The sequence below is a fragment of the Paenibacillus sp. GCM10027630 genome (genome assembly GCF_042676305.1).
Lineage (GTDB): Bacteria > Bacillota > Bacilli > Paenibacillales > NBRC-103111 > Paenibacillus_S.
Map to the genome: position 1 here is coordinate 139,012 of NZ_JBHTGY010000057.1, position 23,011 is coordinate 162,022.

At 40.2% G+C, this 23,011-nt stretch carries 22 protein-coding genes; all 22 read left to right on the top strand.

Translation table 11 applies throughout. The features are described 5' to 3' along the window. The first annotated feature begins 26 nt into the window (after positions 1-26). The 22 genes from ACFQ0C_RS28410 (at position 27) to ACFQ0C_RS28520 (ending at position 23,009) form a co-directional block, all read left to right on the top strand. The gene (locus ACFQ0C_RS28410) at positions 27-425 is read left to right on the top strand and encodes a hypothetical protein (protein ID WP_379371694.1); all 399 of its coding nucleotides are present in this window, start codon (positions 27-29) and stop codon (positions 423-425) included. A gap of 23 nt (positions 426-448) precedes the next feature. Continuing rightward, a complete protein-coding gene (locus ACFQ0C_RS28415) occupies positions 449-2,383 on the top strand; it encodes an ATP-dependent helicase ComFA (RefSeq protein WP_379371696.1) in 1,935 nt (644 codons plus the stop codon). A 290-nt stretch (positions 2,384-2,673) separates the two neighbouring features. After that, positions 2,674-3,174 (top strand): ComF family protein, encoded by a 501-nt coding sequence (locus tag ACFQ0C_RS28420; protein ID WP_379371698.1) that lies wholly within the window; start codon positions 2,674-2,676, stop codon positions 3,172-3,174. 109 nt (positions 3,175-3,283) lie between these two features. Further along, positions 3,284-3,637, top strand: coding sequence for a hypothetical protein (locus tag ACFQ0C_RS28425; RefSeq protein ID WP_379371700.1), 354 nt, complete (start codon positions 3,284-3,286; stop codon positions 3,635-3,637). Positions 3,638-3,709: 72 nt separating this feature from the next. Continuing rightward, positions 3,710-4,132 carry a flagellar protein gene (locus tag ACFQ0C_RS28430; protein WP_379371702.1) on the top strand — a complete coding sequence of 141 codons (423 nt, stop codon included), beginning with the start codon at positions 3,710-3,712 and terminating at the stop codon, positions 4,130-4,132. A 107-nt stretch (positions 4,133-4,239) separates the two neighbouring features. Next, on the top strand, positions 4,240-4,512 hold the full coding sequence (flgM, locus tag ACFQ0C_RS28435) for a flagellar biosynthesis anti-sigma factor FlgM (protein ID WP_379371704.1): 273 nt from the start codon (positions 4,240-4,242) through the stop codon (positions 4,510-4,512). Positions 4,513-4,542: 30 nt separating this feature from the next. Continuing rightward, positions 4,543-5,043 carry a flagellar protein FlgN gene (locus ACFQ0C_RS28440; RefSeq protein ID WP_379371706.1) on the top strand — a complete coding sequence of 167 codons (501 nt, stop codon included), beginning with the start codon at positions 4,543-4,545 and terminating at the stop codon, positions 5,041-5,043. 39 nt (positions 5,044-5,082) lie between these two features. After that, positions 5,083-6,666, top strand: a complete 1,584-nt coding sequence (gene flgK, locus ACFQ0C_RS28445; protein WP_379371708.1) for a flagellar hook-associated protein FlgK — start codon at positions 5,083-5,085, stop codon at positions 6,664-6,666. Positions 6,667-6,702: 36 nt separating this feature from the next. Next, the gene (flgL, locus tag ACFQ0C_RS28450) at positions 6,703-7,596 is read left to right on the top strand and encodes a flagellar hook-associated protein FlgL (RefSeq protein WP_379371710.1); all 894 of its coding nucleotides are present in this window, start codon (positions 6,703-6,705) and stop codon (positions 7,594-7,596) included. Between the two features lie 21 nt (positions 7,597-7,617). Next, positions 7,618-8,187 carry a DUF6470 family protein gene (locus tag ACFQ0C_RS28455; protein ID WP_379371712.1) on the top strand — a complete coding sequence of 190 codons (570 nt, stop codon included), beginning with the start codon at positions 7,618-7,620 and terminating at the stop codon, positions 8,185-8,187. 46 nt (positions 8,188-8,233) lie between these two features. After that, complete coding sequence (fliW, locus tag ACFQ0C_RS28460) at positions 8,234-8,689, top strand: flagellar assembly protein FliW (protein WP_379371714.1); 456 nt, start codon at positions 8,234-8,236, stop codon at positions 8,687-8,689. Next, complete coding sequence (gene csrA / locus ACFQ0C_RS28465; RefSeq protein WP_379371716.1) at positions 8,689-8,916, top strand: carbon storage regulator CsrA; 228 nt, start codon at positions 8,689-8,691, stop codon at positions 8,914-8,916. Before fliW ends, csrA begins: the two co-directional genes overlap by 1 nt. A 268-nt stretch (positions 8,917-9,184) precedes the next feature. Next, on the top strand, positions 9,185-11,968 hold the full coding sequence (locus ACFQ0C_RS39160; RefSeq protein WP_445324365.1) for a flagellin N-terminal helical domain-containing protein: 2,784 nt from the start codon (positions 9,185-9,187) through the stop codon (positions 11,966-11,968). 109 nt (positions 11,969-12,077) lie between these two features. After that, positions 12,078-14,897, top strand: coding sequence for a flagellin N-terminal helical domain-containing protein (locus ACFQ0C_RS28480; protein ID WP_379371718.1), 2,820 nt, complete (start codon positions 12,078-12,080; stop codon positions 14,895-14,897). 125 nt (positions 14,898-15,022) lie between these two features. Beyond that, positions 15,023-15,619 carry a DUF8042 domain-containing protein gene (locus tag ACFQ0C_RS28485; protein ID WP_379371720.1) on the top strand — a complete coding sequence of 199 codons (597 nt, stop codon included), beginning with the start codon at positions 15,023-15,025 and terminating at the stop codon, positions 15,617-15,619. After that, on the top strand, positions 15,606-17,504 hold the full coding sequence (locus tag ACFQ0C_RS28490) for a motility associated factor glycosyltransferase family protein (RefSeq protein ID WP_379371722.1): 1,899 nt from the start codon (positions 15,606-15,608) through the stop codon (positions 17,502-17,504). Before ACFQ0C_RS28485 ends, ACFQ0C_RS28490 begins: the two co-directional genes overlap by 14 nt. A 5-nt stretch (positions 17,505-17,509) precedes the next feature. Continuing rightward, on the top strand, positions 17,510-18,151 hold the full coding sequence (locus ACFQ0C_RS28495) for a pseudaminic acid biosynthesis-associated methylase (RefSeq protein ID WP_258213960.1): 642 nt from the start codon (positions 17,510-17,512) through the stop codon (positions 18,149-18,151). After that, positions 18,151-19,206, top strand: coding sequence for a Gfo/Idh/MocA family protein (locus tag ACFQ0C_RS28500; RefSeq protein WP_379371724.1), 1,056 nt, complete (start codon positions 18,151-18,153; stop codon positions 19,204-19,206). The genes ACFQ0C_RS28495 and ACFQ0C_RS28500 overlap by 1 nt, the downstream gene beginning before the upstream one ends. Further along, on the top strand, positions 19,203-20,501 hold the full coding sequence (locus ACFQ0C_RS28505; protein ID WP_379371726.1) for a DegT/DnrJ/EryC1/StrS family aminotransferase: 1,299 nt from the start codon (positions 19,203-19,205) through the stop codon (positions 20,499-20,501). Before ACFQ0C_RS28500 ends, ACFQ0C_RS28505 begins: the two co-directional genes overlap by 4 nt. Next, the gene (locus ACFQ0C_RS28510; RefSeq protein WP_379371728.1) at positions 20,473-21,486 is read left to right on the top strand and encodes a hypothetical protein; all 1,014 of its coding nucleotides are present in this window, start codon (positions 20,473-20,475) and stop codon (positions 21,484-21,486) included. The genes ACFQ0C_RS28505 and ACFQ0C_RS28510 overlap by 29 nt, the downstream gene beginning before the upstream one ends. A 37-nt stretch (positions 21,487-21,523) precedes the next feature. Beyond that, positions 21,524-22,099 (top strand): GNAT family N-acetyltransferase, encoded by a 576-nt coding sequence (locus ACFQ0C_RS28515; protein WP_379371730.1) that lies wholly within the window; start codon positions 21,524-21,526, stop codon positions 22,097-22,099. Continuing rightward, positions 22,092-23,009 carry a class I SAM-dependent methyltransferase gene (locus tag ACFQ0C_RS28520; protein ID WP_379371732.1) on the top strand — a complete coding sequence of 306 codons (918 nt, stop codon included), beginning with the start codon at positions 22,092-22,094 and terminating at the stop codon, positions 23,007-23,009. Before ACFQ0C_RS28515 ends, ACFQ0C_RS28520 begins: the two co-directional genes overlap by 8 nt. The last annotated feature ends 2 nt before the right edge of the window (positions 23,010-23,011 follow it).

Sequence of the window (23,011 nt, forward strand, 5' to 3'; positions counted from 1 at the left end):
TAATGGGTTTAAGGGAGGGAGCCGCGATGGTGTTAGGATTGTTGTGGATCTTTGGCAGCTATGCTGCGAGTATCGCCTTAGTACATTGGTTTTACCGGCGTCACCGGAATGAGGCTAGAGAGGCGACGCATTTCTTATTGATTACCTGTAACAGTCAGATGCAGGTTGAATGGTATATCCGATCCTTATTTTTTTTCTCGCGGCTGAAGGGCAGGGAAATTCAAGTTACTTTATTCGATGAAGGTTCGACAGATGATACGCTGGCAATAGTTGAGAGAATGAGCAGAGAATATCAAGTGGATATTAGCGGTTTTGAAACTGCCGGTTCTTTAGAGGAATGGATTGAACAGCATGAGGATAAGCAAGTTATTGTTGTGCGGCTTGGACAGCAAGAAGGATTAGTAACCGCTTACAAAATGTTCTGAAAATGGATTATAGGTGGTGAGCGATGAAGGTTGTGTTGTATTCAGTCAGGCAGGATCGCACAAGCTCGTGGCATATCTCTTTGGATATAAGGGCGGATTTGATGCACTGGTTCGGTCAGCATAAAGATTCGTTAAGGATCTGGCTGGTGGAACCTTCCATTTCGTATGGACAAGCTGTTAGTTTGTGTGAAAAACTGAGCTCATTGGAAGATGGAAGGAAGCTAATACGTTCTGAATCGTTACTCCGTGCCATTGCGCAGCAAGCGGCGATTATGGGAATCCCTCTGACTAATGGGAATGGAAGTGGATGTGAGCCGCGTATAGTGGAGTGTGATTTTGAACAGTGGGAAGCTTATCGAACCAGCCAGACGGAAGGTCGGCTGCGCCTCGAGGAGGACCAGCTGTCAGTGCTTGTAAGGGCCATGCAAGGTCGAAGCTTGCTTATGGACGAGGTAACCCAGTTGATGGAGCATTACGGCCTTACAGGAGCAGTAGCTGAACCGATGGCTTATGTGCAAACCGCATACCTACGGGGGTTCCTTCAACTCAATCAGGGAGTTCAAGCTCAAAAACTGCAGCGTAAGCTCAAGCTGCCATTCTTTCATAAAGAACCGGAGTATCAGTGCCATCGATGTGGCGGCGTGGACAAGCAGTTAGCCTTCACAGATTGTATCTTTTGCGGAACGGCATGTCCTTATTGTGAGCAGTGCTTGACGATGGGGAGATCCCGTTATTGTGCCATAATGGTCAGCGCTTCATTGGAGGATGTAGTGCTTAATAAGCCGAAAACTTGTAATCAAGGAGAAACGAAGCTAGAGCAATCATTATTATTAGATACCTATATACAACCATGGGGTCTCAGTGAGATTCAAGCTGAAGCATCGTTGGAGGCATTAACGTTTTTGAAAGTAAATGATTTACAAATAGCCAGAGCCAATGCAGCAGCTCTTGAGCCACGGAAGTTTCTGATCTGGGCGGTGACCGGAGCGGGTAAAACCGAAATGATCTTTCCATTGATCCAATATACTGTTGCCCAAGGCGGCAAGGTTGTGGTTGCTACACCAAGGCGGGATGTGGTACTGGAACTGAAACCGCGCTTGGAGAAAGCATTTGCGCCAACTCCGGTCGTTACCTTGTATGGAGGAAGCGAGCAGCGATGGGATTCTGGAATGATTACTATTGCAACGACACACCAGCTTATGCGGTTTCGAAATGCTTTTGACCTCGTAATTATTGATGAACTGGATGCTTTTCCTTATCATAACAATCCAATGTTGGAGTACGCCGCACGGAATGTATGTAAGACAAATGGCGCTACCATATTATTATCAGCAACACCCCCTAAACATCTACAGAAGGCGGCTAAGCGTCGTCATATACCCCATGTGAAAGTAGCAGCAAGGTTCCATCGCCATCCGCTGCCGGTACCTATCCTCATGAGCAGCCCTTCACTAGCGCAGCAGCTCAAACAATCATCCCTATCTATCAAGCTAAAGCATAGAATGATAGCCTCTTTACAAAGAGGTGCACAGGTTTTTGTATTTGTTCCCAAGATCCACATGGTTGAACCTTTAACTCAGCTTTTAAGTCGGCTATTCCCCGAAATTGTAGTACAAGGGACCTCGTCAAAGGATGACAATCGCACGCAAAAAGTAGGAGATTTCCGCAGCAGACAAGTACGAATGCTAGTTACAACAACGATTCTGGAACGTGGAGTTACCATTCCTAAATCGGATGTGTTTATTTTGGATGCGGACGCACCTATTTTCGATTCGGCTGCTTTGGTTCAAATGGCTGGAAGGGCGGGACGTTCGGCGGATGACCCAGCAGGCAGTGTATTTTTTGCAGCAAAGGAAAGGACGCGCGCACAAGTCGAGGCTGTTCGACAGATAAAAGCGATGAATGCGTTGGCTAGAAAGAAAGGATATTTACGTACAAAGGAGGTGACGAAATCGTAAAAAACTCATCAACCAGTCGCCAGCGTTTCTCTATACGCCAGTGGTTTCAACGAACGATATCCAAAGCAGAGCATATGCTCGCCCCCAGTCGCTTGACTTGCATAGCTTGCAATGGCGCTTATACAAATCCGTGGGAGCTCCCCTTATGCCGTAATTGTGGAGATAAGATCCCTTGGATCCTGCAAGCAAGCTGCGAAACCTGTGGTCGCCCGGAAAAGTGTACCGATTGTGTACGGCGAAAGGACCCTTACTTCGAGCGGAATCGCAGTGCGGTTAGCTACAATCCTCAAATGAAAGAATGGTTAGGCCTATACAAATACCGTGGTCATGAAGGAATACGTCAATTGATCGGCTCGATGCTGATTCATGCTTACAACCTGCATAAACAAGAGTATCCACTCGACACTACTACTGACTGTTCAGAATATATAACCTACGTCCCGCTAAGTGATAAAAGGCTGTCGGAACGAGGCTTCAATCAATCGCAGCAGCTTGCTGAGGAGTTGGGGCGTAAGACAGGCCTCCCGGTCATTCAGCTGCTCCAAAGAATGCGTCATACGGATAAGCAGAGCTTTAAGACCAGAGGGGGCCGACTGGAGGATTTACAGGGTGTTTTTGCAGTAGCTCCTTCCGACAAGGACAAGCATCAGGCTCTGTTTACAAGCTCCAAGGTTACTCTATATGTGGTTGATGATGTCTACACGACAGGCAGTACTTTAAATGAATGCTCTAAAGCGATTAAGAAAGAGTTCCATTCTGTCGATATATGTGGAATAAGCTGGGCGAGATAAACAGCTAGGTTATTTTCATTGTACCTAAACCAGTAAGATACTATAATGAGAGAAACGACAATAGGGGTACGGAAATGACGGACAGTTTGTATAAGAGGGGGGATAGTTAATGAGTGATCAAAAGCTGGATCTAATAATGGACATGCTTGTCGGATTGAAGACAGATGTAGATGGTTTGAGAACGGATTTGCAGATTGTGAAAACGGATGTGGAAGGTTTGAGAACAGAATTGCAGGTTGTAAAAACGGATGTACAAGGTGTAAAAACGGATATGCAGGGTGTAAAAAGAGAGCAGCAGCAGCAAGGAGATATTCTTCATCAGCTTGTCAAAATGGTAGGAGAAAACAATAAAAATCATGTTAAAATAATGGATGAACTGAATACACACGAGCACAATATTGAAATCTTGAATAAAAATCAATTGAAGCTTGAAACAGAGATTAGCAAATTGAAAAACAGATAGTACGTTACCATATTCAGAACTCTTTTTTAGCGAATTATTTATCTGTTTTTCATTAAGTAAGGGGGAAGCATTATGAGTTTAAACGTGGATAATTGTAAGCGTTGTGGTAAAGTCTATATAAAAAATACTTATGGGATTTGTGGAAATTGTATTAAGAGTATAGATTTACAGTACGAGAAATGTTTAAAGTATTTGCGCGAATATCGTTCTTGCTCTATTAATGAATTAAGTGAAGCGACCGAGGTCTCGGTTGGCCAGATCACCAAGTTTATTCGTGAAGGCCGGATTTCCATTAAAGGAAATGCGAATATGAGTTATGACTGTGAAGTATGTGGCACACAAATTCGTGAACATACGATGTGCGAGCCTTGCAGGTCTAGATTGGCCAAGGAAACGAATCAAATGCACGAAGATGAGACGCGCAAAAAAATCCAGGAAGTACAGAGCAATAAAGCTACCTATAACATAAGAGATCGTTTGAACGATCGTCTTTAATTAAGGCTTCATCAAATTTAATATAAACTTTTCCTATAACTTCACCGATAAAAGTAATAACGCTTTTACGGTGGAGTTATTTTTAGTTGAAAACGAGGTGTTTAATTATGAAGATAAATGGAACGAACAGGGTCGGTGCGGTGAACCAATATCAGAAGAATCACGATGCCATGTCTACTTCAGCAGCTGGGAAAACCGGTAAGAAGAAGGACCAGGTCGAGATCTCAAGTGAAGCCAAGGAACTTTTAGGCTCGAACAACTCAGCAGCGGCAGAGCATTCGAAAGAACAGATAGATTCGCTAAAATCATCAGTTGCAGCAGGCACCTATAAGGTTGATTCCAGGTCGCTGGCAGAAAAGCTGTTTCCTTTTATAAAGTAACACTCAATCTGGATAATTAGGTGGATGAGCATGGCATTCCAAGCTTTGATTCAAACGATGACGGAACTAAATGAGATACACGACACTTTGTTCGAATTAGCTGAGCTGAAGAAGCAGGTGCTCATCCGCAATGATGTGGAGCAATTGACGCAGATTGTATCCAAAGAAAACAAGCTAGTGAAACAAATTGGCGAGTTGGATCGGCAGCGGGTTGAAGTGATCGGACAATTTTTAATTGAGAAGGGCTACAAGCCCAATCCCAAAGTAACGGTAAGTGATTTGACTAAAATTATTTTCAATATTGACGATAAGAAAACCCTTTTGGGGCTGCAAAAGCAGCTTCTTGCAACAATTCGTAAGCTAAGAGAGCTGAATCAATTGAATCAACAGCTTATTGAGCATTCGTTATCGTTTATCGATTATTCATTGGATCTTTACGTCGGACCTCCAGAAGATGACATTATCTACAGTAAGCCCCGGCAGAATACTAATGGAAACAAAAGACTGGGTATATTCGACACAAGAGCATAGACGATGTAAATAAACAGGTTAGGGGAGGAGACTTTATATATGCGTTCGACATTCAGTGGCATAGAAATATCGAAGCGTGCCTTATTTACACAACAGGAGGCACTAGCTACAACTGGTCATAACGTGGCTAATGCCAACACTCGCGGCTATTCCAGGCAGGTAGTGAATATGGTTGCAGCGAAGCCGACAGAAGCTCTAGGACTACAGAGAAGCACGGTTCCAGGTCAGATGGGACAGAGTGTTGAGTTCACATCGATCACGAGGGTTCGTGAGAGTTTCTTGGACTCACAGTTCTATAATGAGAATAAAGCCTCAGGTGAATGGAATATACGGCAGGATACGCTTGATAAGCTTCAGGCTATCATTAATGAGCCGTCCGACACAGGTGTCAGACAAGTCGTTCAGAATTTCTGGAATGCGTGGCAGGAGCTTAGTAAAGCTCCGGACAATCTTACGGCACGGGCAGTTGTTAAAGAAAGTGCACTTGCTATGGCTGACGCATTTAATCATACGTCCAAACAATTAAGCGATCTTACCAGTGACTTAACAGATAATATCAATGTTAAAACCACTTATATAAATTCAACAACACAACAGATTGCAGCTCTAAACAACGAAATTTATAGGGTAGAAGGCTTCGGGAATAACGCTAATGATCTTCGCGATCAACGGAATGTTCTTTTGGACGATCTGTCGAAAACCATTAATGTTACAGTTCAAGAAGATGTTAATGGGTATAGAGTTTCAATGGGAGGCCAAGTACTAGTAGATGGCTTTACTGTTGCATCGACGGTAACCCCTGAATCGCTTGAGGGCAGCTTCGGTGGCGATCTCGCTAGTGGAGAAATTTACGGCATGATCTACTCCCGTGATAAATTGGTTGCGTCTTACCGCAATGAGATTGATACCATGGTTAAAACGATGGTTGAGGGCGATATTAAGATTACCCTGCCTGTAGGCTCGGTTTTGCCAGAAGGAACTGTTGTTGGAAACAAAACCTTTACAGGATCTGTAGCGAATAGAACCTTGCAAGATACCGATACCAAAGAAATTACGGTTAAAGGCTTTAATGGACTGCATAAGTTGGGCTATGTTCTTAATAATGATCAATTTGCATTAGGCACTGACTTCTTTGTGAGCGATGGAGCCACTCTTTCTGCCGCAACACTTAAAGTGAATCCAATCATTCAGAACGATGTTTCCAAAATTGCAGCTTCTCTTAGAACCTATGTGGACCCTGTTGATAACGTGGAGAAGGTTGTTCGCGGTAACAATGATATGTCATTGCTCATCGCTGGATTGAGAGATAAACCTTTTAACTTTGACCCAACTGGATCGGGCGCTGTGGTGTTGAAAGATGGAACGATTGATGAGTTCTTCCGTGCTGTGGTTGGACAGTTAGGTGTTCAAAGTCAAGAAGCACAGAGACAGGCTACGAATCAGCAGGTGTTGGTTGAACAGGTGGAAGCCAGAAGGCAGTCGGTTAGTGGTGTTTCGATGGATGAAGAAATGGCGAATATGATCAAGTTCCAGCATGCATACAATGCAGCGGCAAGAGCAATGACCTCATATGATGAGATATTGGATAAAGTCATTAATAGTATGGGCATAGTTGGAAGATAGTAGGCACATAATTCCTTGAAGATATGAGGTGTATATATGCAAAGAATTACTCAAGGGATGCTCGGTACCCAATTCTTGCGCAATTTGAATAATAACTTGAAGGGCATGGACAATCTGCAGAACCAAATGTCAACCGGTCGTAGATTGAACAAGCCATCGGATGATCCGGTTGGTATCAGCTTTTCAATGCGTTACCGCAGTGAGATCTCCGCAAATGAGCAGTACCAGACCAACACGAACTCTGCTACTTCCTGGATGTCTTTTACAGACACGGTAATGGGTCAAGCAGGAGACGTTATTCAGAAGCTTCGCGAGATGGCAGTTAAAGCTTCCAACGGTACGAATCCTCAGGCTGCGTTAGATACAATGAAAGCAGAAGCTACCCAATTGTATGAGCAAATGGTCGATATTGGTAACAGTCAATTCAATGGCAAATATGTTTTTAATGGTGAACAAACCAATATTAGGCCTTACACACTGGAGAATGCAGTAACAGAAGAAGCTGATACAGGACTCATTGATTTTGAGATTGGTGTTGGTGTTAAAATGTCAGTTAATGTACCTGGAAACCGGGTGTTTGGTGAGCAGACGGATACTGATAACATCTTTAAAATCACTCAAGATTTTATTAAGGCTCTAGGCGATGGCGATTTTCAAGCAATTAATAAGGGAATTGGAGATTTTGATTCACGGATGAACAAGTTTTTGGATGTACGTGCGGATATCGGAGCTAAAATGAATCGTATCGAGCTTATGGACGAGAGGCTGAAAGACATCAATGTGAATGTGACGAGTCTACAGTCCAAGACGGAAGATGCGGATATGGCCGCTGTTATTACGAATTTGAAGGTTGCGGAGAATGTTTATCAAGCTTCGCTGTCAACTGGGGCCAAAATCATACAGCCTACTTTGGTTGATTTCTTGAGATAATGATGACAAAGGAGGCCTGACATGTCACCTGTTCCTCAAATTCAATATCGACAAGAGCATGCAAGCTTCCGCATAGACGCTGATTTAGGGCAATACCAGATCAAGCAGCCTCGTCCGACACAGGAAATTAGGCAAGTAGCTGCTCAAATGGATATTAAGCAGCCCAAGGGAGATCTGGATATAGATCAGAGTAAAGCATGGGATGCCCTAGGTAAGGCTAATAATCTGGAAGTAATGCAGCGGATTTATTCTCAGGCAAAAGATATCGCTTTGCAAGGCATTGGCCGAAGAGTAGAAGAGGGTAACCGGATGGCGCAGATCAAGAATCCGGGGAATGCTTTCGCTGAAATTGCACAAAATATACGAGTTAGCTTTCCTGAGATGAAGTTTGAGGGAGAGGCTTCTTATGATAATGTGGATATCCACTACACCGCGGGGAAACCGGATATTCAGGTTCAAGAAGGCGGAGCTGAGATTACGGTACAAGTAAATCCACCGGAGATAAACTACGAACGGGGTAAATTTGACTTCCAAATGTTAAGTTACGCCAAGATAGAGTTTACTCCGCCGCAACTTGATACTAGACTATAGATCAGAGGATCTATAGTTTTTTAATTTTTAGGAGGGATCATTGAAGATGTTAATAAGTACAGTTCGTTTTGGTGAGATCGAGATCCAGGAGTCGGAAATTATCGCTTTTCCTGAGGGGATTCCAGGTTTTGAACAACTCAATCAATTTATCATTATAAAGCCTAACCAGGAGCTGCCCTTTTCGTTTTTACAATCGGTGGAAGAGGGGGCAGTAGCTTTTATCATCTCAAATCCCTTCGTATTCTATCCGGAGTATGAGTTTGAGATTTCTGAGGAAACGAAGCATGAGCTGTCTATCGAAGCCGAGCAAGATGTGCTTGTGTGGAACATCATATCCATACGAGATGATTTGGAGAATGCCACCATTAATCTGCTTGCACCTGTAATAGTTAATATTAAGGAACAGGTAGGCAAACAAATTGTACTTCAGGGTACTGATTATACAGTTAAGCATAAGCTAATCCTAACTCAACAGGTTGCCGCGGAAGGGGGAGATATATAATGCTCGTTCTTGCTAGAAAAAAAGGTGAATCTATCATCATTGGAGATCAGATCGAATTAGTTGTGCTGGGTGTAGAGGGCGACGTTGTTAAGCTCGGTATTCAGGCACCTAAGAAGGTGCAGGTTTACCGTAAAGAAATATATGAGGCGATCAAGGAGAATAACAGAGAGGCATCTTCGCAGTCGCTGGATATGGAGAAGTTGAATAAGCTTTATAAGAAGGAATGAGATAATTGGGGAAATATTTTTAGTCGAATTTTGCGGACAGAAAGAAACAAAAAACTATTTAATACTCAACGGAGCCGCAGAAATGTGGCTTTTTTGTCTTTTCTAATAAAATTAGATAAAAATTTGAAAAATGCTATTAATTTTTATTGTCGAATATTCGATATAGTCTATAGGCACTATTTCTGCTCAGGAACGGCCGACCTGATCGGATAGTATGTCAGACAACCCCACATGGATGTGGGTAAACCTTTCAAGGAGTGAAAAAACAATGAGAATTAATCACAACTTAGCAGCAATGAACACTCACCGTCAGTTGACTAACAACACTGCGGGCACTAACAAATCCCTAGAGAAATTGTCCTCTGGTTACCGTATTAACCGTGCAGGCGATGACGCTGCCGGCTTGGCAATTTCCGAAAAAATGCGCGGCCAAATCCGTGGTTTGGATCAAGCTTCCCGTAATGCTCAAGATGCTATTTCCCTAGTTCAAACAGCTGAAGGTGCAATGAGCACAACTCATAACATCTTGCAACGTATGCGTGAACTTTCCGTACAATCTGCGAATGATACTTCCACTGACTCCGATCGTGCTCAACTTCAAAAAGAAGTTGAACAGTTGAAATCCGAAGTAGACCGTATTGCTTACACTACTGAGTTCAATACTAAGAAATTGTTGAACGGCAGCTTAACAGCGACTAAAGCATTGCAAGGAACGGTTGCTAATTCAGCTAAAGTTGATGTCCAGGATCTTGCTGCAAGCGCAGGAACGGCAGTTGGCGGTGCTTCCATTACTGAGCGCGGTGCAGTTCAAACCGTTACAGGTAAAGGATACTCCGAAACAGCCTTTAACGAGTTGAGTGAGACAACTGTTATTAAAGCAGGTATCAATGATAGGTTCACATTCTCGGTTAATGGTGTTACCCACTCTTCAGGTACAATTGCAGCAGGCAGCTATAGTCAGGATCAATTTGCAAAGGCTGTGGAAGCTGCAGCGAACGCTGTTCTTACAGCTTCGGGGGTTGCCACCGAAAGACATAGTCTGAAAGTAGACGTGGTTGATAACAAATTGAGATTTTCAACTTCAGAAGCAGGTAGAGACACAACACTAGCGATTACTGTGGCTTCAGGCGCTGGTAGTGCATTAGCCACTTTTGGTACCGCAGGAAATCAAGATTCTATAAAGAGTTCTGCAGCTGTAGGGAATGTTACTTTTGCTAGCGCGGCTTCAGGAGCGTTTGATGTGGTACTAGGAAATGTAACCCAAACGATTCAACTCACTACTGGTAAAGCTTATAATGCTGATACACTTGTTACAGATATTCAAGCACAATTAGATGCGAAATTTGGCACGGGAGTAGCATCTGTTACTAACAATGGTGGTAAGATAGAGCTTAAGAGTAATTTGCGTGTTGACACTTTCTTAGTATCCGGTGTAGCATCAAGTTCTGTATTGAATATAGCAAATGGATCCACGGGGGGAATTATTAATCCGGGTTCAACAGTTAAAACTGCTGGAACCAATACAGTTCTAGGATATAGCAATGGCATCAACATAGCTAAAGGTGTTAATGACCAATTGAGTCTTACAGTTGACGGCGCCAATACTGACACGTTAACACTTTCCGCAAAGCTTTATGCAACTAAAGAAGATTTGGTGAATGAACTTAACAACCAAATCGGCAGTTCCTCAGCTCTTACTGGTAAAGTTCAAGCAAAACTGGACGATAGTGGAAAAGTTGTATTTACTTCTGTTGCAACAGGTTCCAGTTCATCGGTAACTGTAGGCAATCCGGGGACACTAGCTCAATCAGCTCTAGGAGCTATTGGTTATGGAGCGACTGCTGGAAATATCAGTGGTGTTAACATTTCTGCAGGTGTAAGCATTGATAATAGTAATCTCGCTAACTTTAAGTTGAATGTTACATTAGGCGCCAAAACAGCTACACTTAACCTTTTGGATCAACCGAATATTAATAATGTTGGCACTTTTGCGAACAATCCAAGCACAAAAGATGCCGTAGTTAAAGCGTTACAAGCCGAACTGGATAAAGCATTTGGCAAAGATGCTGTAAACGTAAGTACAATTGCCAATGCAGCAGGTAATGATACAATAAGGTTCACGACCAAGTCTGCGACAGATGTTTTTGCGATTTCCGGGGCAACGGGTGCTACTGTTAATCTAGCAAACACATTGTTAGGAGCAACGTCAGTAGTCGCAACTCCTGGTACAAACCCAACGAATGTAACAACAACAGGTAAGGATGCAGTGGATAATAAACTTGCTACTAATTCATTGTTGAAAGATATCACCGATTCCGATAACAGAAACCTTGGCTTAAGTAAAGGGAATGTTATCTCAATTTCAGCAACTCAAGACGGCAAAGAGTATAAGGCAAGTCTTACAGTAACCGAGAATTCGACTATTGGTGACTTGCTTGGAGCGGTTCGCTCTATCGATGCATTTGCCGGGGCATCTGTTGCTCTTGATATTGAAAAAGGTCAAATTAATGTCGTTGGTAAAAACGGAGAGAAGTACGATATCAGCAACATGAAATTCTCCGCTCAAAAATCCGCTACTGATACAACGGCTATTGGTGATTTCAACAGAACATTCGGAGACTTCAAGGTAACGCAAAAAGCACAAGATGCTGCAAGTGATGCTTCCTTGTCGATGCAAATCGGTGCAAATCAAGGTCAAACTGTAGCTGTTGACATCAACAACGTCAGCGCCTCTTCATTGAAAATTTCCAACATTGATGTAAGCACAAAAGACGGTGCACAGTCCGCTATCAGCGTAGTGAACAATGCACTTGAAGTTGTTTCTCAAGAACGCTCTAAGCTTGGTGCTATCCAAAACCGTTTGGAATACACAATCAACAACTTGGGAACATCTTCGGAAAACTTGACTGCTTCCGAATCCCGTATCCGCGATGTAGACATGGCGAAAGAAATGATGGACTTCACGAAGAACAATATTCTTTCCCAAGCAGCCCAAGCGATGTTGGCGCAAGCGAACCAACAGCCACAAGGCGTACTGCAATTGCTCAGATAATCATCCTTTTCATCATGGAAAAGACTCTAGTAAATCTAGAGTCTTTTCTTTTATGAGCCTAAGGGCAGTTTAAATTCCAATGGGCTGATTGAATGAAGGGGGGGATTATGTGAGAATTAATCATAATATGTCGGCAATTAATACGCATCGACAGTTAACGGATAATAACACGACCATGTACAAGTCCGTTGAGAAGCTATCCTCCGGACTGCGTATTAACCGTGCTGGAGATGATGCTGCAGGATTGGCAATTTCCGAGAAAATGCGAGGTCAAATTCGCGGATTAGATCAAGCATCAAGAAATGCGCAGGATGGCATATCGCTTATTCAGACTGCTGAGGCCGCTTTAAGTACAACCCATAATATTTTAGGACGTATGCGAGAGCTTGCGGTGCAGGCGTCTAATGACTCTTATACTGATTCCGATCGGCAGCAGTTGCAGAAGGAAGTGCAGCAGCTTAAAGCGGAAATTGACCGTGTCGCATATACGACCGAATACAATACTAAGAAACTATTAAACGGCAGTCTGACCGCGGCCAAAGAATTACAAGGAACCAAGGCTGTTTCCAATGTGGTTGATGCAGCCGATCTTATGGGTTTGGCCGGTAAAGCGATAGGCGGCAGTGCAATTACGGAAAGAGGCTCATTGCAGACGATTACCGGTTATGGATATTCGGAAACCGCGTTTAATGCTCTGGATGAGAAAATTGCCATTGTAACCGGTGTGAATGACAACTTTTCATTTAATATTAACGGTACAACAACTGTTTCAGGCGCGTTTCTTGCAGCCAGTACAGGAAGCGGATACACACAGGATCAATTTGCCAATGCTGTAGAAGAAGCGATTAATTCGTCTTTGAAGGCTTCCGGTTTTTTTGTTGAAAAGAATCAGGTACAAGTATCCGTAGAAGATGGTAAGCTTAAAGTTACAACGAAGGAAGCAGGAGACCAAACTCAGTTTTCATTCGGATCCGGCGCGTACAACCGTTCTGCACTTTCTGCGATGGGATTCAGAGGATATCAGGATAAGATTGCAGGGGCACTCGATATGAGTAACGGCATCAATATTACAAACGGTGCAGCTTCTGGGCAATTTGTTGTGAATCTGGGCAGTGGAAGCGCAACGGTCACTTTGAATAATAATACCAGCTATACATTAATCACACTGAAGAGTGAAATTCAGAATCAATTGGATGGCGCATTTGGAGGCGGTGTTGTAAAAGTAGATGATAGAGCAGGAAAGTTAGGGTTAACATCAACTGTTAAGACCAACTCGTTTAACGTGACTTTATCAGCTGGGTTAAGCAATTTATTCGGACTAGCCGCTAGTACTTCCGGCGGGATCATTCATTCTGGTTCTACGATCACAGCTAATGGTGTTAATAGCATTATGGGATTTGCAAAGGGCATCAACATTGCTTATGGAGTTAACGATCAATTCCGGCTGGCGGTAGATGGCGGTGAACTGAGAACAATAACACTATCATCTAAGCTCTATGCTACAAAAAGCGATCTTGTTAATGAGATTAATAATCAAATTGGTAGTGATGCTGTTGTTACTGGAAAGGTTCAAGCTCGACTTACAGTCGATAACAAAATTGAATTTGAGTCTGTGACCACCGGATCGGCATCTTCTGTTGCTGTGCTAGCACCCGATGCTTCCGATCAAAGTGCTTTAGGGGTTTTAGGCTTCGGTGCTGTAGTTGGAGGTATCTTAGGTACTAATGATATAGCTGCCGGAATAAATATAAGTGGTGTTGCGAATAACCCAGATCAATACAAGCTTACAGTTGTTCTGGGCAACAGATCGGCTATGATCAATTTATTGGACCAACCTAATATTGAAAGAGCTACTAATATAGGATCAGGACTAACTACACGTGATGCAGTCGTGAAAGGTTTACAGGCAGAACTGGATAAAGCGTTTGGTATAGGCGCACTACAAGTGGTTTTACACGTCAGCGGAGCGATCGAGACCTTGCTATTGAATACTTTAACTGCGACATCGAAGTTTTCAATCAGTTCTATTACAGGTGCTTCAGGTGTCAGTACAATGTTCGATAGTTCAGTGGCCGCAGGTGGGACGCTTAAAGCTATTCTTGGAACAACACCGACAAATGTTCGAACGACAGGTATAGACGCACAGAATCGTTCTCTTGCCGGCAACACGTTGCTGTTAGACTTAACTGATCGCGATCACAACAATCTTGGATTGACCGTAGGTAACATCATTACCTTTAATGGTACTCAGGACGGAAAAGGCTTCAGCACTTCTGTGGAAGTGAAGCAAGATACGACAGTGGGGGATCTCATGGCCCTTATGCGATCAGTTGAAGCGTTTAATGGAGCTTCAGTTGGATTGGATCTGATGAAAGGAACTATCAGTATCGAAGGAAAAAAGGGTGCCCAGTACGATTTAAGCAACCTTTCTCTTTCCGCTCAGCAATCCTTTACAGATTCCACTCCTGTAGGTGGGTTCAATCGTCCGCTTGGGCAATTCCATATAGTACGACAGGCACAAGATTCTTCAAGAGACTCGTCCGTGCTTGTACAGGTTGGAGCGAACCAATGGATAACCGATTCTATCGATGTGAATAGTGCCGACACGGGCTCGTTACGGTTGACAAACATTGATATCAGCACATCCTCACAGGCTCGTTGGGCTACGTCAGTAATCGATAATGCTATGGATCGAATATCGGATGAACGTGCAAAGCTCGGAGCTATACAGAACCGTTTGGAGAATACAATTTACGATCTAAGTATATTCTCTGAGAATTTGACTGCATCCGAATCACGAATTCGGGATGTTGATATGGCAAGAGAGACGATGTCCTACGCCAAAAGCAGCATTCTTTCCAATGGTGCTGGTACTATACTGGCAAAGGCTAATCTACAATCTATGCAAGTTCTTCTCTTAATAAGGTAGTTTATTTCGATTAACAGACCCTGATCGAGAAATCAATCAGGGTCTGTTAATATTCTCCCTACAAAAAGACAAAGACAAAGCCGATAATAAAGTAGAACAGTATACTTTGATGGGGGTTATTGCGTATGATTTTGGAACTGATAGGAAAGCAATATGAATTTGAAAATAACACGGAAGAAATCCCTTCCATCCTGCAAACAATTGAATCATCAGTTTCAACTCACAGTTTATATGTCCAAAGTATTGTAGTGGATGAACAAGAGGTACATGTACCGTTAGATGATTATATTTTAGAACATATAGAGACTGTTGACCGTATTGAAATAGTTACGGTAGATCACAAAGAAATGGTTAGTTCTCTGGTAAGTGAAGGTACAGATTACCTTGCACGAGCATTACCTTCAATGAACCAGTTGGCAGACCGGTTTTATCAAAATCCTGATAAAGAAACTTGGGCTCGCTTGGATCATTTTTTGGAGGCCATCGGTTGGTTTGACACTATACTGGGAACATTGAGTCAAGTGTTCACAGAAGATACTAATATTGATACAATAAGAAATGACTTGCAAGCCAGATTAGTTGATTTTCAGGAGTCCTTGTTAAACCAAGATACGGTTTTGATCGCGGACATGATTATTTATGAATTTATGCCGTTATTCGAAAATCTTCAGACAAGTCTTGATGCTATAAAGAATGAGGTTAAAGAATATGATACTAATTGATAATGTGGCGTATTTGAAAAAAAGACAGCCAAATCTTTGGAAATTTTTTAAAGCAGTAGAAGACGAGGTGAACACCACTGATTATGCTGTTTCAGCCAGTAAAGCAGGGAACCCTTGTTTAACAATCACGTTAGATGGCAAAGAGAACTATATTCACAGCAAATATAATCCTGTTGAAGAAGCAGAACGTTGGATGCAAAAGTATGAAGAGAATATGGATAGTTATGAACATATATTTTTCTATGGAGTTGGGCTTGGATATCACATTGAGACATTGATGGAACGTTATCCAGATAGAAGCTATTCGCTTTATGAACCGGACGTAAATGTATTTTACCAATTGATTTGTTCTAGAAAGCTGGATAGCTTTCCTACGAAAAACTTAAAAAATTTCTTTGTAGAGTTCATGGAACCATTTAAAACTTTAGCGATTGAACAAATGGTTAGTTTGATGCTAAAAAACGTTCTTATTATTGTTCATCCGGTCTATGAACGATTGTTCGCGGAACAAACGAAATCGTTTCTGCAAAATTTTAGAAATTCACTTCTCAAAAAGTATAGCATTCAGTCTGCCACTAAGATGTATGAACGGTTATGGACAGTTAATAGTCTTTACAACTTCACTAAGGTTTTGGAAACTCAAAATATATTCCGAGAGAAGAAACACATATTTTCAGGTAAACCAATTGTAATGGTAGCGGCGGGACCCTCCCTTGAAGATGAAATAGACAATCTGAAAAAGATTAAAAATGAAGGACTAGCTTATATTATCTCAATTGGATCAGCTAATAGAGCATTGATTAAGAATGGTATTTTTCCGGATGCAGTAACAACATACGATCCTAATACTAATAATCATCTTGTTTTTGAAGAAATTATTGAGGATAAATTGGAAATACCGATGATATTCGGTACGAGCGTAGGCTACAAGACTGTACAATTATACCCTGGTCCTATGTTATACATGATTACAAATCAAGATCCTGTATCGTCATATTATTTAAAATTGGAACCGGGTGAGATAGTCTCTGATGCGCCAAGTATCGCTACGGTCACCGTGGAGTTGATGTACAAATTGGGGGCAGAACTAATTGTGTTGGTAGGGCAAAATTTTGGGTACAGAAACGATCAGTTCTATGCTAAAGGGATTGAATACTCGTATCGGGAGAGTGAGCAATTATCTGAAGCAGAGAAAGAAACACTAATTCTTGTCGATGGTGTTGAAGGTGAGCAGGTCCAATCGCATTATGGACATAACTTGGCTAGACATCAAATGGAACACTATATAGAGAATATGCCAGGTATTAGAGTAATAAATACTACCAAAGGCGGTGCGAAAATCAAAGGAACTGAATTCCAAGCCTTAGAAGAAGTGATGCATACTCATTTCCTTAAAAAAGTAGTAGACGCTGCTTGGTACGAAGGAACCAAAACAAAATATGACACTGAATTAATGCAAAAGCAGATCAATCGGATGAAGGCAGAGTATGAAAGTTTTCATGGCCTATTTGATAGGGTTGTGAAATTATTGCGTAAGCTAGATACCTTAAATAAATTTAATGAACTAAATCAACTTGCCAAGTTATTTCCAAAATTAGACGATGCTTTTAAAAGACTTACCGCTAATGATTTCTTTAATGTTTACGTTAGGCCGATGGTAAAAGCAGAACATGAAATACTTGCTAGACAAGCACAAGTGGTTAGAGAAAACTGGGATGTTCAGGAAAAAGCTATGATTACTTTAGAGGCTTTTAGTCAATATTTGTATTCGGTACAAGAAGCGTTTGTATCAATTGAAGATATGTTTCTAAAATTGCAAACCATTATTTCCATGACTATTGAGGAAATGAAAGAAAATCAATCGCTTGTAAAAAAAGGAGAATGAGTTGAGTGGTTACTGAACAGATGGAATTCTGGCAAGGAAAGTTTGGACAAGAGTATACGGAACGCAGTACTTTTACACCAAAAGAGATAGATCTGCTATATGTAGAGCAATATGGTATTTCCCGAACCGATATGAACAAGAGTTTTTTGGATAGCCAATCTATTAACCGCATACTGGAGGTGGGATGCAACACGGGAAATCAATTATTGCACTTACAGTCCAATGGCTATGAACATTTGTATGGCATAGAACTGCAGTCTTATGCCGTTGAGAAATCGAAGGGACTGTCTCAAAGAATCAATATTATCCAAGGGTCAGCTTTCGATATCCCTTACAAGGATAGTTATTTTGATTTAGTTTATACTTGTGGAGTTTTGATCCATGTTGCTCCTGATGATATTAACAAAGCGCTTCAAGAAATATACCGGACAAGCAAGCGTTATATATGGGGCTTTGAATATTACTCTGGAGAATATGAAGAAATTAATTATAGAGGTCATGAAGGTAAATTATGGAGAACAAATTTTGTTGACTTATATTTGAAGCTGTTTCCTGATTTGAAATTGATAAAAGAACAAAAGTATCCTTATCTGACCAAAGAGAAGCATGTTGATCAAATGTTTTTATTGGAGAAGCCACAAAGCTAATGAATTCTACAAAATTCACAAAAAAAGTGAGTGAATTTATGAATAGAAAAATTAATTGTGCTGTTATTGGGTTGGGGAAAATCGGTTTATTGTATGACTTAGAATCAAATAGAGAAAAACCATCGAGTCATACATTAGCCTATCATCTAAATGATAACTACAATTTGGTGGGTGCTGTAGATCCCTTGGTTGAAAAAGAACTCATATTAGAAAAATTTGTTCCCTCGGCAAAGTTTTATCCGAAAGTAGAACAATTATTTTATGATCACGCAATAGATGTGGTGAGTGTCTGCACACCTCCTTATAATAGATATCATTTAATCCAAAAAATATTGGAATACAGTAGTCCTAAAATTATTTTCTGTGAAAAACCTATCGAAAGTTCTTTTGTAAATGCAAAGAAACTGATCTCTTTAATAAATCAAACAGATACAATACTGATCCCTAATTTTTCACGTCGTTGGAACCAGGGGATGCAAAAGGTTCGCGAATGCATTATTGATAACGTATATGGGAGACCAATCAAAATTCATATTAGATATACTCGAGGAATCTTTAATACTGGTTCGCATTTATTTGATCTCATAAGATTTATGCTTGGAGATATAGAAGAGGTAAGAGTGTTGGAGAAAATTACAACAAGCGCAGAGGAAGAAGGTGAATATTCGTTCACGTTCCACTTTCGTGTTAACTCTAATATTATTGGTTATGCAGAGGCCTTCAACGATCAAAACTACTATATGTTTGAAATTGATATATATTTTGAATATGGGAAAGTTGAAATCATGAACAGCGGTAACGAAGTAAACTATTATAGAACAGGAGATCATCCATTATTTGAGGGGTGGAAAAGTCTTCAGAAAGAAACAACACAATCTAATTTACTGAAAGATTCAAACCTGAAAAATGCTATGTGTCATATAGCCGATATATTATTATACAATGAAAAGCCTGTGGCTAACGAATCTGATGGAATTTACCCATTAATGGTTGCGGAAGCATTAATGAAGTCATTTATTAATAAGGGTTCATTAGAAAAGGTGGAAAAATCATGAGTGATCTTGCTTTGTTTGGTGGAAAACCTATTAGAAATAGACCGCATCCTTGGGTAAATACAATGGGAGAAGAAGAGATAAATGCGGTTAACGGCGTGATGAAATCAGGAATTGTTTCTGCGTTTCTTGGCCGGTCAGGAGAAGGCTTCTTAGGAGGTCCTAAGGTTCAAGAAATAGAGAACTGTTTTTCGACAAAATTTGGAACTGAATTTGCCATTTCAGTTAATTCTGCAACTTCTGCGTTGCACACCGCTGTTGCCGCTTGTGAGATCGGTCCCGGAGATGAAGTACTAGTTACCCCTTATTCTATGGTTGCCACAGCTAGTGCTATTTTGATGAATGGCGCTGTGCCTATTTTTGTTGATATTGATGAGCATACATATAACTTAAATCCAAAAGAAATTGAAAAATGGATAACACCTCGTACTAAGGGGATCATTGTTACCAATTTATTTGGTCTGGCTGCAATGCTGGACGAAATTATTTCTATAGCACGAAAGCATAACCTTTACGTAATTGAAGATAATGCTCAAGCCCCCGGTGCAAAAATAAATAACAGGTATTCCGGTACAGTAGGAGATATCGGAGTATTTAGTTTAAACTATCACAAAATTATCCATAGTGGGGAAGGCGGCATTCTTTTAACTAGAGATGAGAAATTAGCACGTCGTTGTCGGTTGCATCGTAATCATGGTGAAATGGTTGTAGATGACGAGAAGGATTACGAAACCATTACTCTAGGAAATAATTACCGGATGAGTGAGTTGCATGCAGCGATTGGCATAGAACAATTAAAAAAAATGGATCATTTGTTGAATTTGCGGAGAATATTGGGGGAACAAATTACGAGTGGTCTGCAATTATTTGAGGGTTTGAAAGGGGTTCATATCCCGCAAGGTTTTGAGCACACCTATTATGCATATCCAATTCAATTCATTAATCAAGTGTGGGGTATATCGAGAAAAACATTTTCGGATGCGATGAATGCAGAGGGCTTTCCACTTGGTACTGGCTATCAAAAACCAATATATCTCCTCCCTATGTATCAGCACAAAAAAGTTTTCAATCATACAAACTATCCGTTCTCTCTTATAGAAAAACCTGTACAACAGTATGAGCGAGGAATATGTGCTGTAACGGAGAAAATGTATTTCGAAACATTATTGATTGCAGATTTATGTAGGTTACCGTATGAATCGTACGATATTGAGGCGTTTATAGAAGCGATTCAAAAGGTTTGGAATGAAAGAGGGAGATTGGCTCATTATGAAAGAAATTATACTCCTATGCCATGATCCTGGTGGTTTTGATGTCATTAATCCAGTTTATAAATATTTTGTTGCCAACGGAAAAGAGAATGTTAATTATTACTGTGTAGGTCCAGCTGCAAAGTTAAACCCTCTTAACGGACAAAAACAGGAATCAGTAATTAAACTTCTTAATCAAAAAATTGAGAAAAACTCACTTTCTTTGCTTGTGACAGGTACAAGTTGGGGAAATGATATTGAACTACAAGCAATAGAACTTTGTAAACAATCTGGGATAGTCACTGTAGCAATATTAGATTATTGGTCAAGCTATTATTCAAGGTTTAATCAAGCGGATGAAAGAACGATATTTCCTGATTATTATATAGTAATGGATGATATTGCGCAAAGCGAGGCTGTAAATGAAGAGGTGCCTAAAAATATTATTAAGGTACTAGGACATCCTGGATTAGACCAATTTATCAAATATTATAAAGGGATGAGTAAAAAAAATGATAAAGGAGATAAAAGGAAGATACTGTTCCTTTCTCAACCAATATCATTAGTATATGGGGACATGTATGGATATACAGAACACAAAGTAATTAATGATTTAATTTCTATTATGGATATATTGCCGAACTATGAATTAGCTATAAAATTTCATCCAAAAGAAGATCCAACATTAATTAAAAACTATGCATTCTTAGAAGAAAAGGGAGAGTTAAGTGATTTAATTGAAAATTTTGATATTATCATAGGAATGGCTACAATTGGACTCTTGCATGCAGCGCTAATGGGGAAAGTTGTAATAAGCTATCAGCCGAATATTCTTAAACCAGACGGATGTATTACTAATAAACTAGGTATATCTAGTTTAATAAACAATTATGAGAAGCTGCATGATGTCCTGAAATTTATCGATTTGGACAATACCACTTCTAATTTAGACAAGATATTAAACCAATTCATTTGGTCTGATGGTGAGTCAACCCACAGAGTATGCCAATTTTTAAGCTTTCTTAATAAATAGTTTGTAAAAAAGGTCATTAAGGAGGAAATTAAAAGGCGTGAAAAGAGACAAAGACGTTTTTCTCCAAGGGAAGTATGTGGCTTTAAAAGCGTTAAATGAAAGTGATGTTGAAAATAGTGACTGGTATGATTGGTTTAATGATGAAGAAACAACGAAATATATGCAAAAACATTATTATCCAAATACAAAAGCTGAACAAATGGATTATTGGAAAAACCATATCAAGGGCTCTAGGGACCGACTGCAGTTAGGTATCTATGATACTAATGGTGGTCCGTTGCTGGGTTGTGTTGGTTTGTATCCGATTGATTATATTAATAGAAAAGCTGAAATATCAACAATAATCGCTGAGAAATCAACAAGAAATGTTAAATATTTTTTTGAATCTAATAAATTGATTTTACAGCATGCATTCTATTCATTGAACTTGTATAGAGTTTATGGGGGCTCTATAGTTAAGGAGTTTGCTGAAGCTATGTGTAAGTTTTATGGTTTTGAAATCGAAGGTGTTATGAGATCTGAAGTCTATAAAAACGGGAAGTATCATGATACTTATTTGATCGGATTAATGGAGTCGGAATTTAAATTCAGAAAGGAATTTGTACATGAATAATTCAAGTTTACTTGATCAATTAATTCAAGAAGTATCTGCTATTAATCCACTACAAAAGAAGAGTTTAGACCAATATTTTACACAACTAAGCTCTGAAGAAAAACAGGGGATGAATAACTTTGCGGATGATTATATAAGTTATTTGAAGAAAAATAATTATACAATTGGGGAAATAGCACAAAATTATTCGTGGATGTGCAAAGAGGTTCTAAGGGAACAAATTTATTTTAAACGGAATGGCCGATATAGATTTGACAAGCTAGAAGACACTTATAAGAATGTTTATTCTAATGAGGGGTATATGGAAAAATATATGATCGGTGTGGGCGTATCTCAAATGCTTTGGAAAAATCATCATGACATGTTTTCGTTTTGGTTAAAGCATATCTGTTCTGTCCAATTAGACAAGTATTTGGAAATTGGTGTAGGTCATGGGATGTTTTTTAAAAATGCTATAATTTCAGGTAATTTCTCTGAATATTGGGGAGTTGACATTAGTGAGACTTCACTTGCTATGGCAAAGGATGTCGTAAATGATGTAGCGTCAAATAAACAAGTTAATTTTATGCTTAAAGATGTGCTGGAAGTTGACGAGTTTGATGGCTCGATTGACTTTGTCACTATGGGAGAAGTATTAGAGCATGTAGAGAAACCGGAATTGCTTGTGAATAAAATTGCAAAAATGTTGAAGAAAGACGGAAAAGCCTATATATCAACATGCGCTAATGCACCGGTTATCGATCACATCTATTTATTTAATAATATTGAAGAGATCCGACAACTCTTTTATAGCAGTAATTTGGAAATTATGGATGAAGTCATAATATGTAATGATAATACTCCAAAAGACCAATGGGATAGCGAGAAAGCAAATTTAAGTTATGCTGCGATTGTAGTGAAAAATAAGTAATG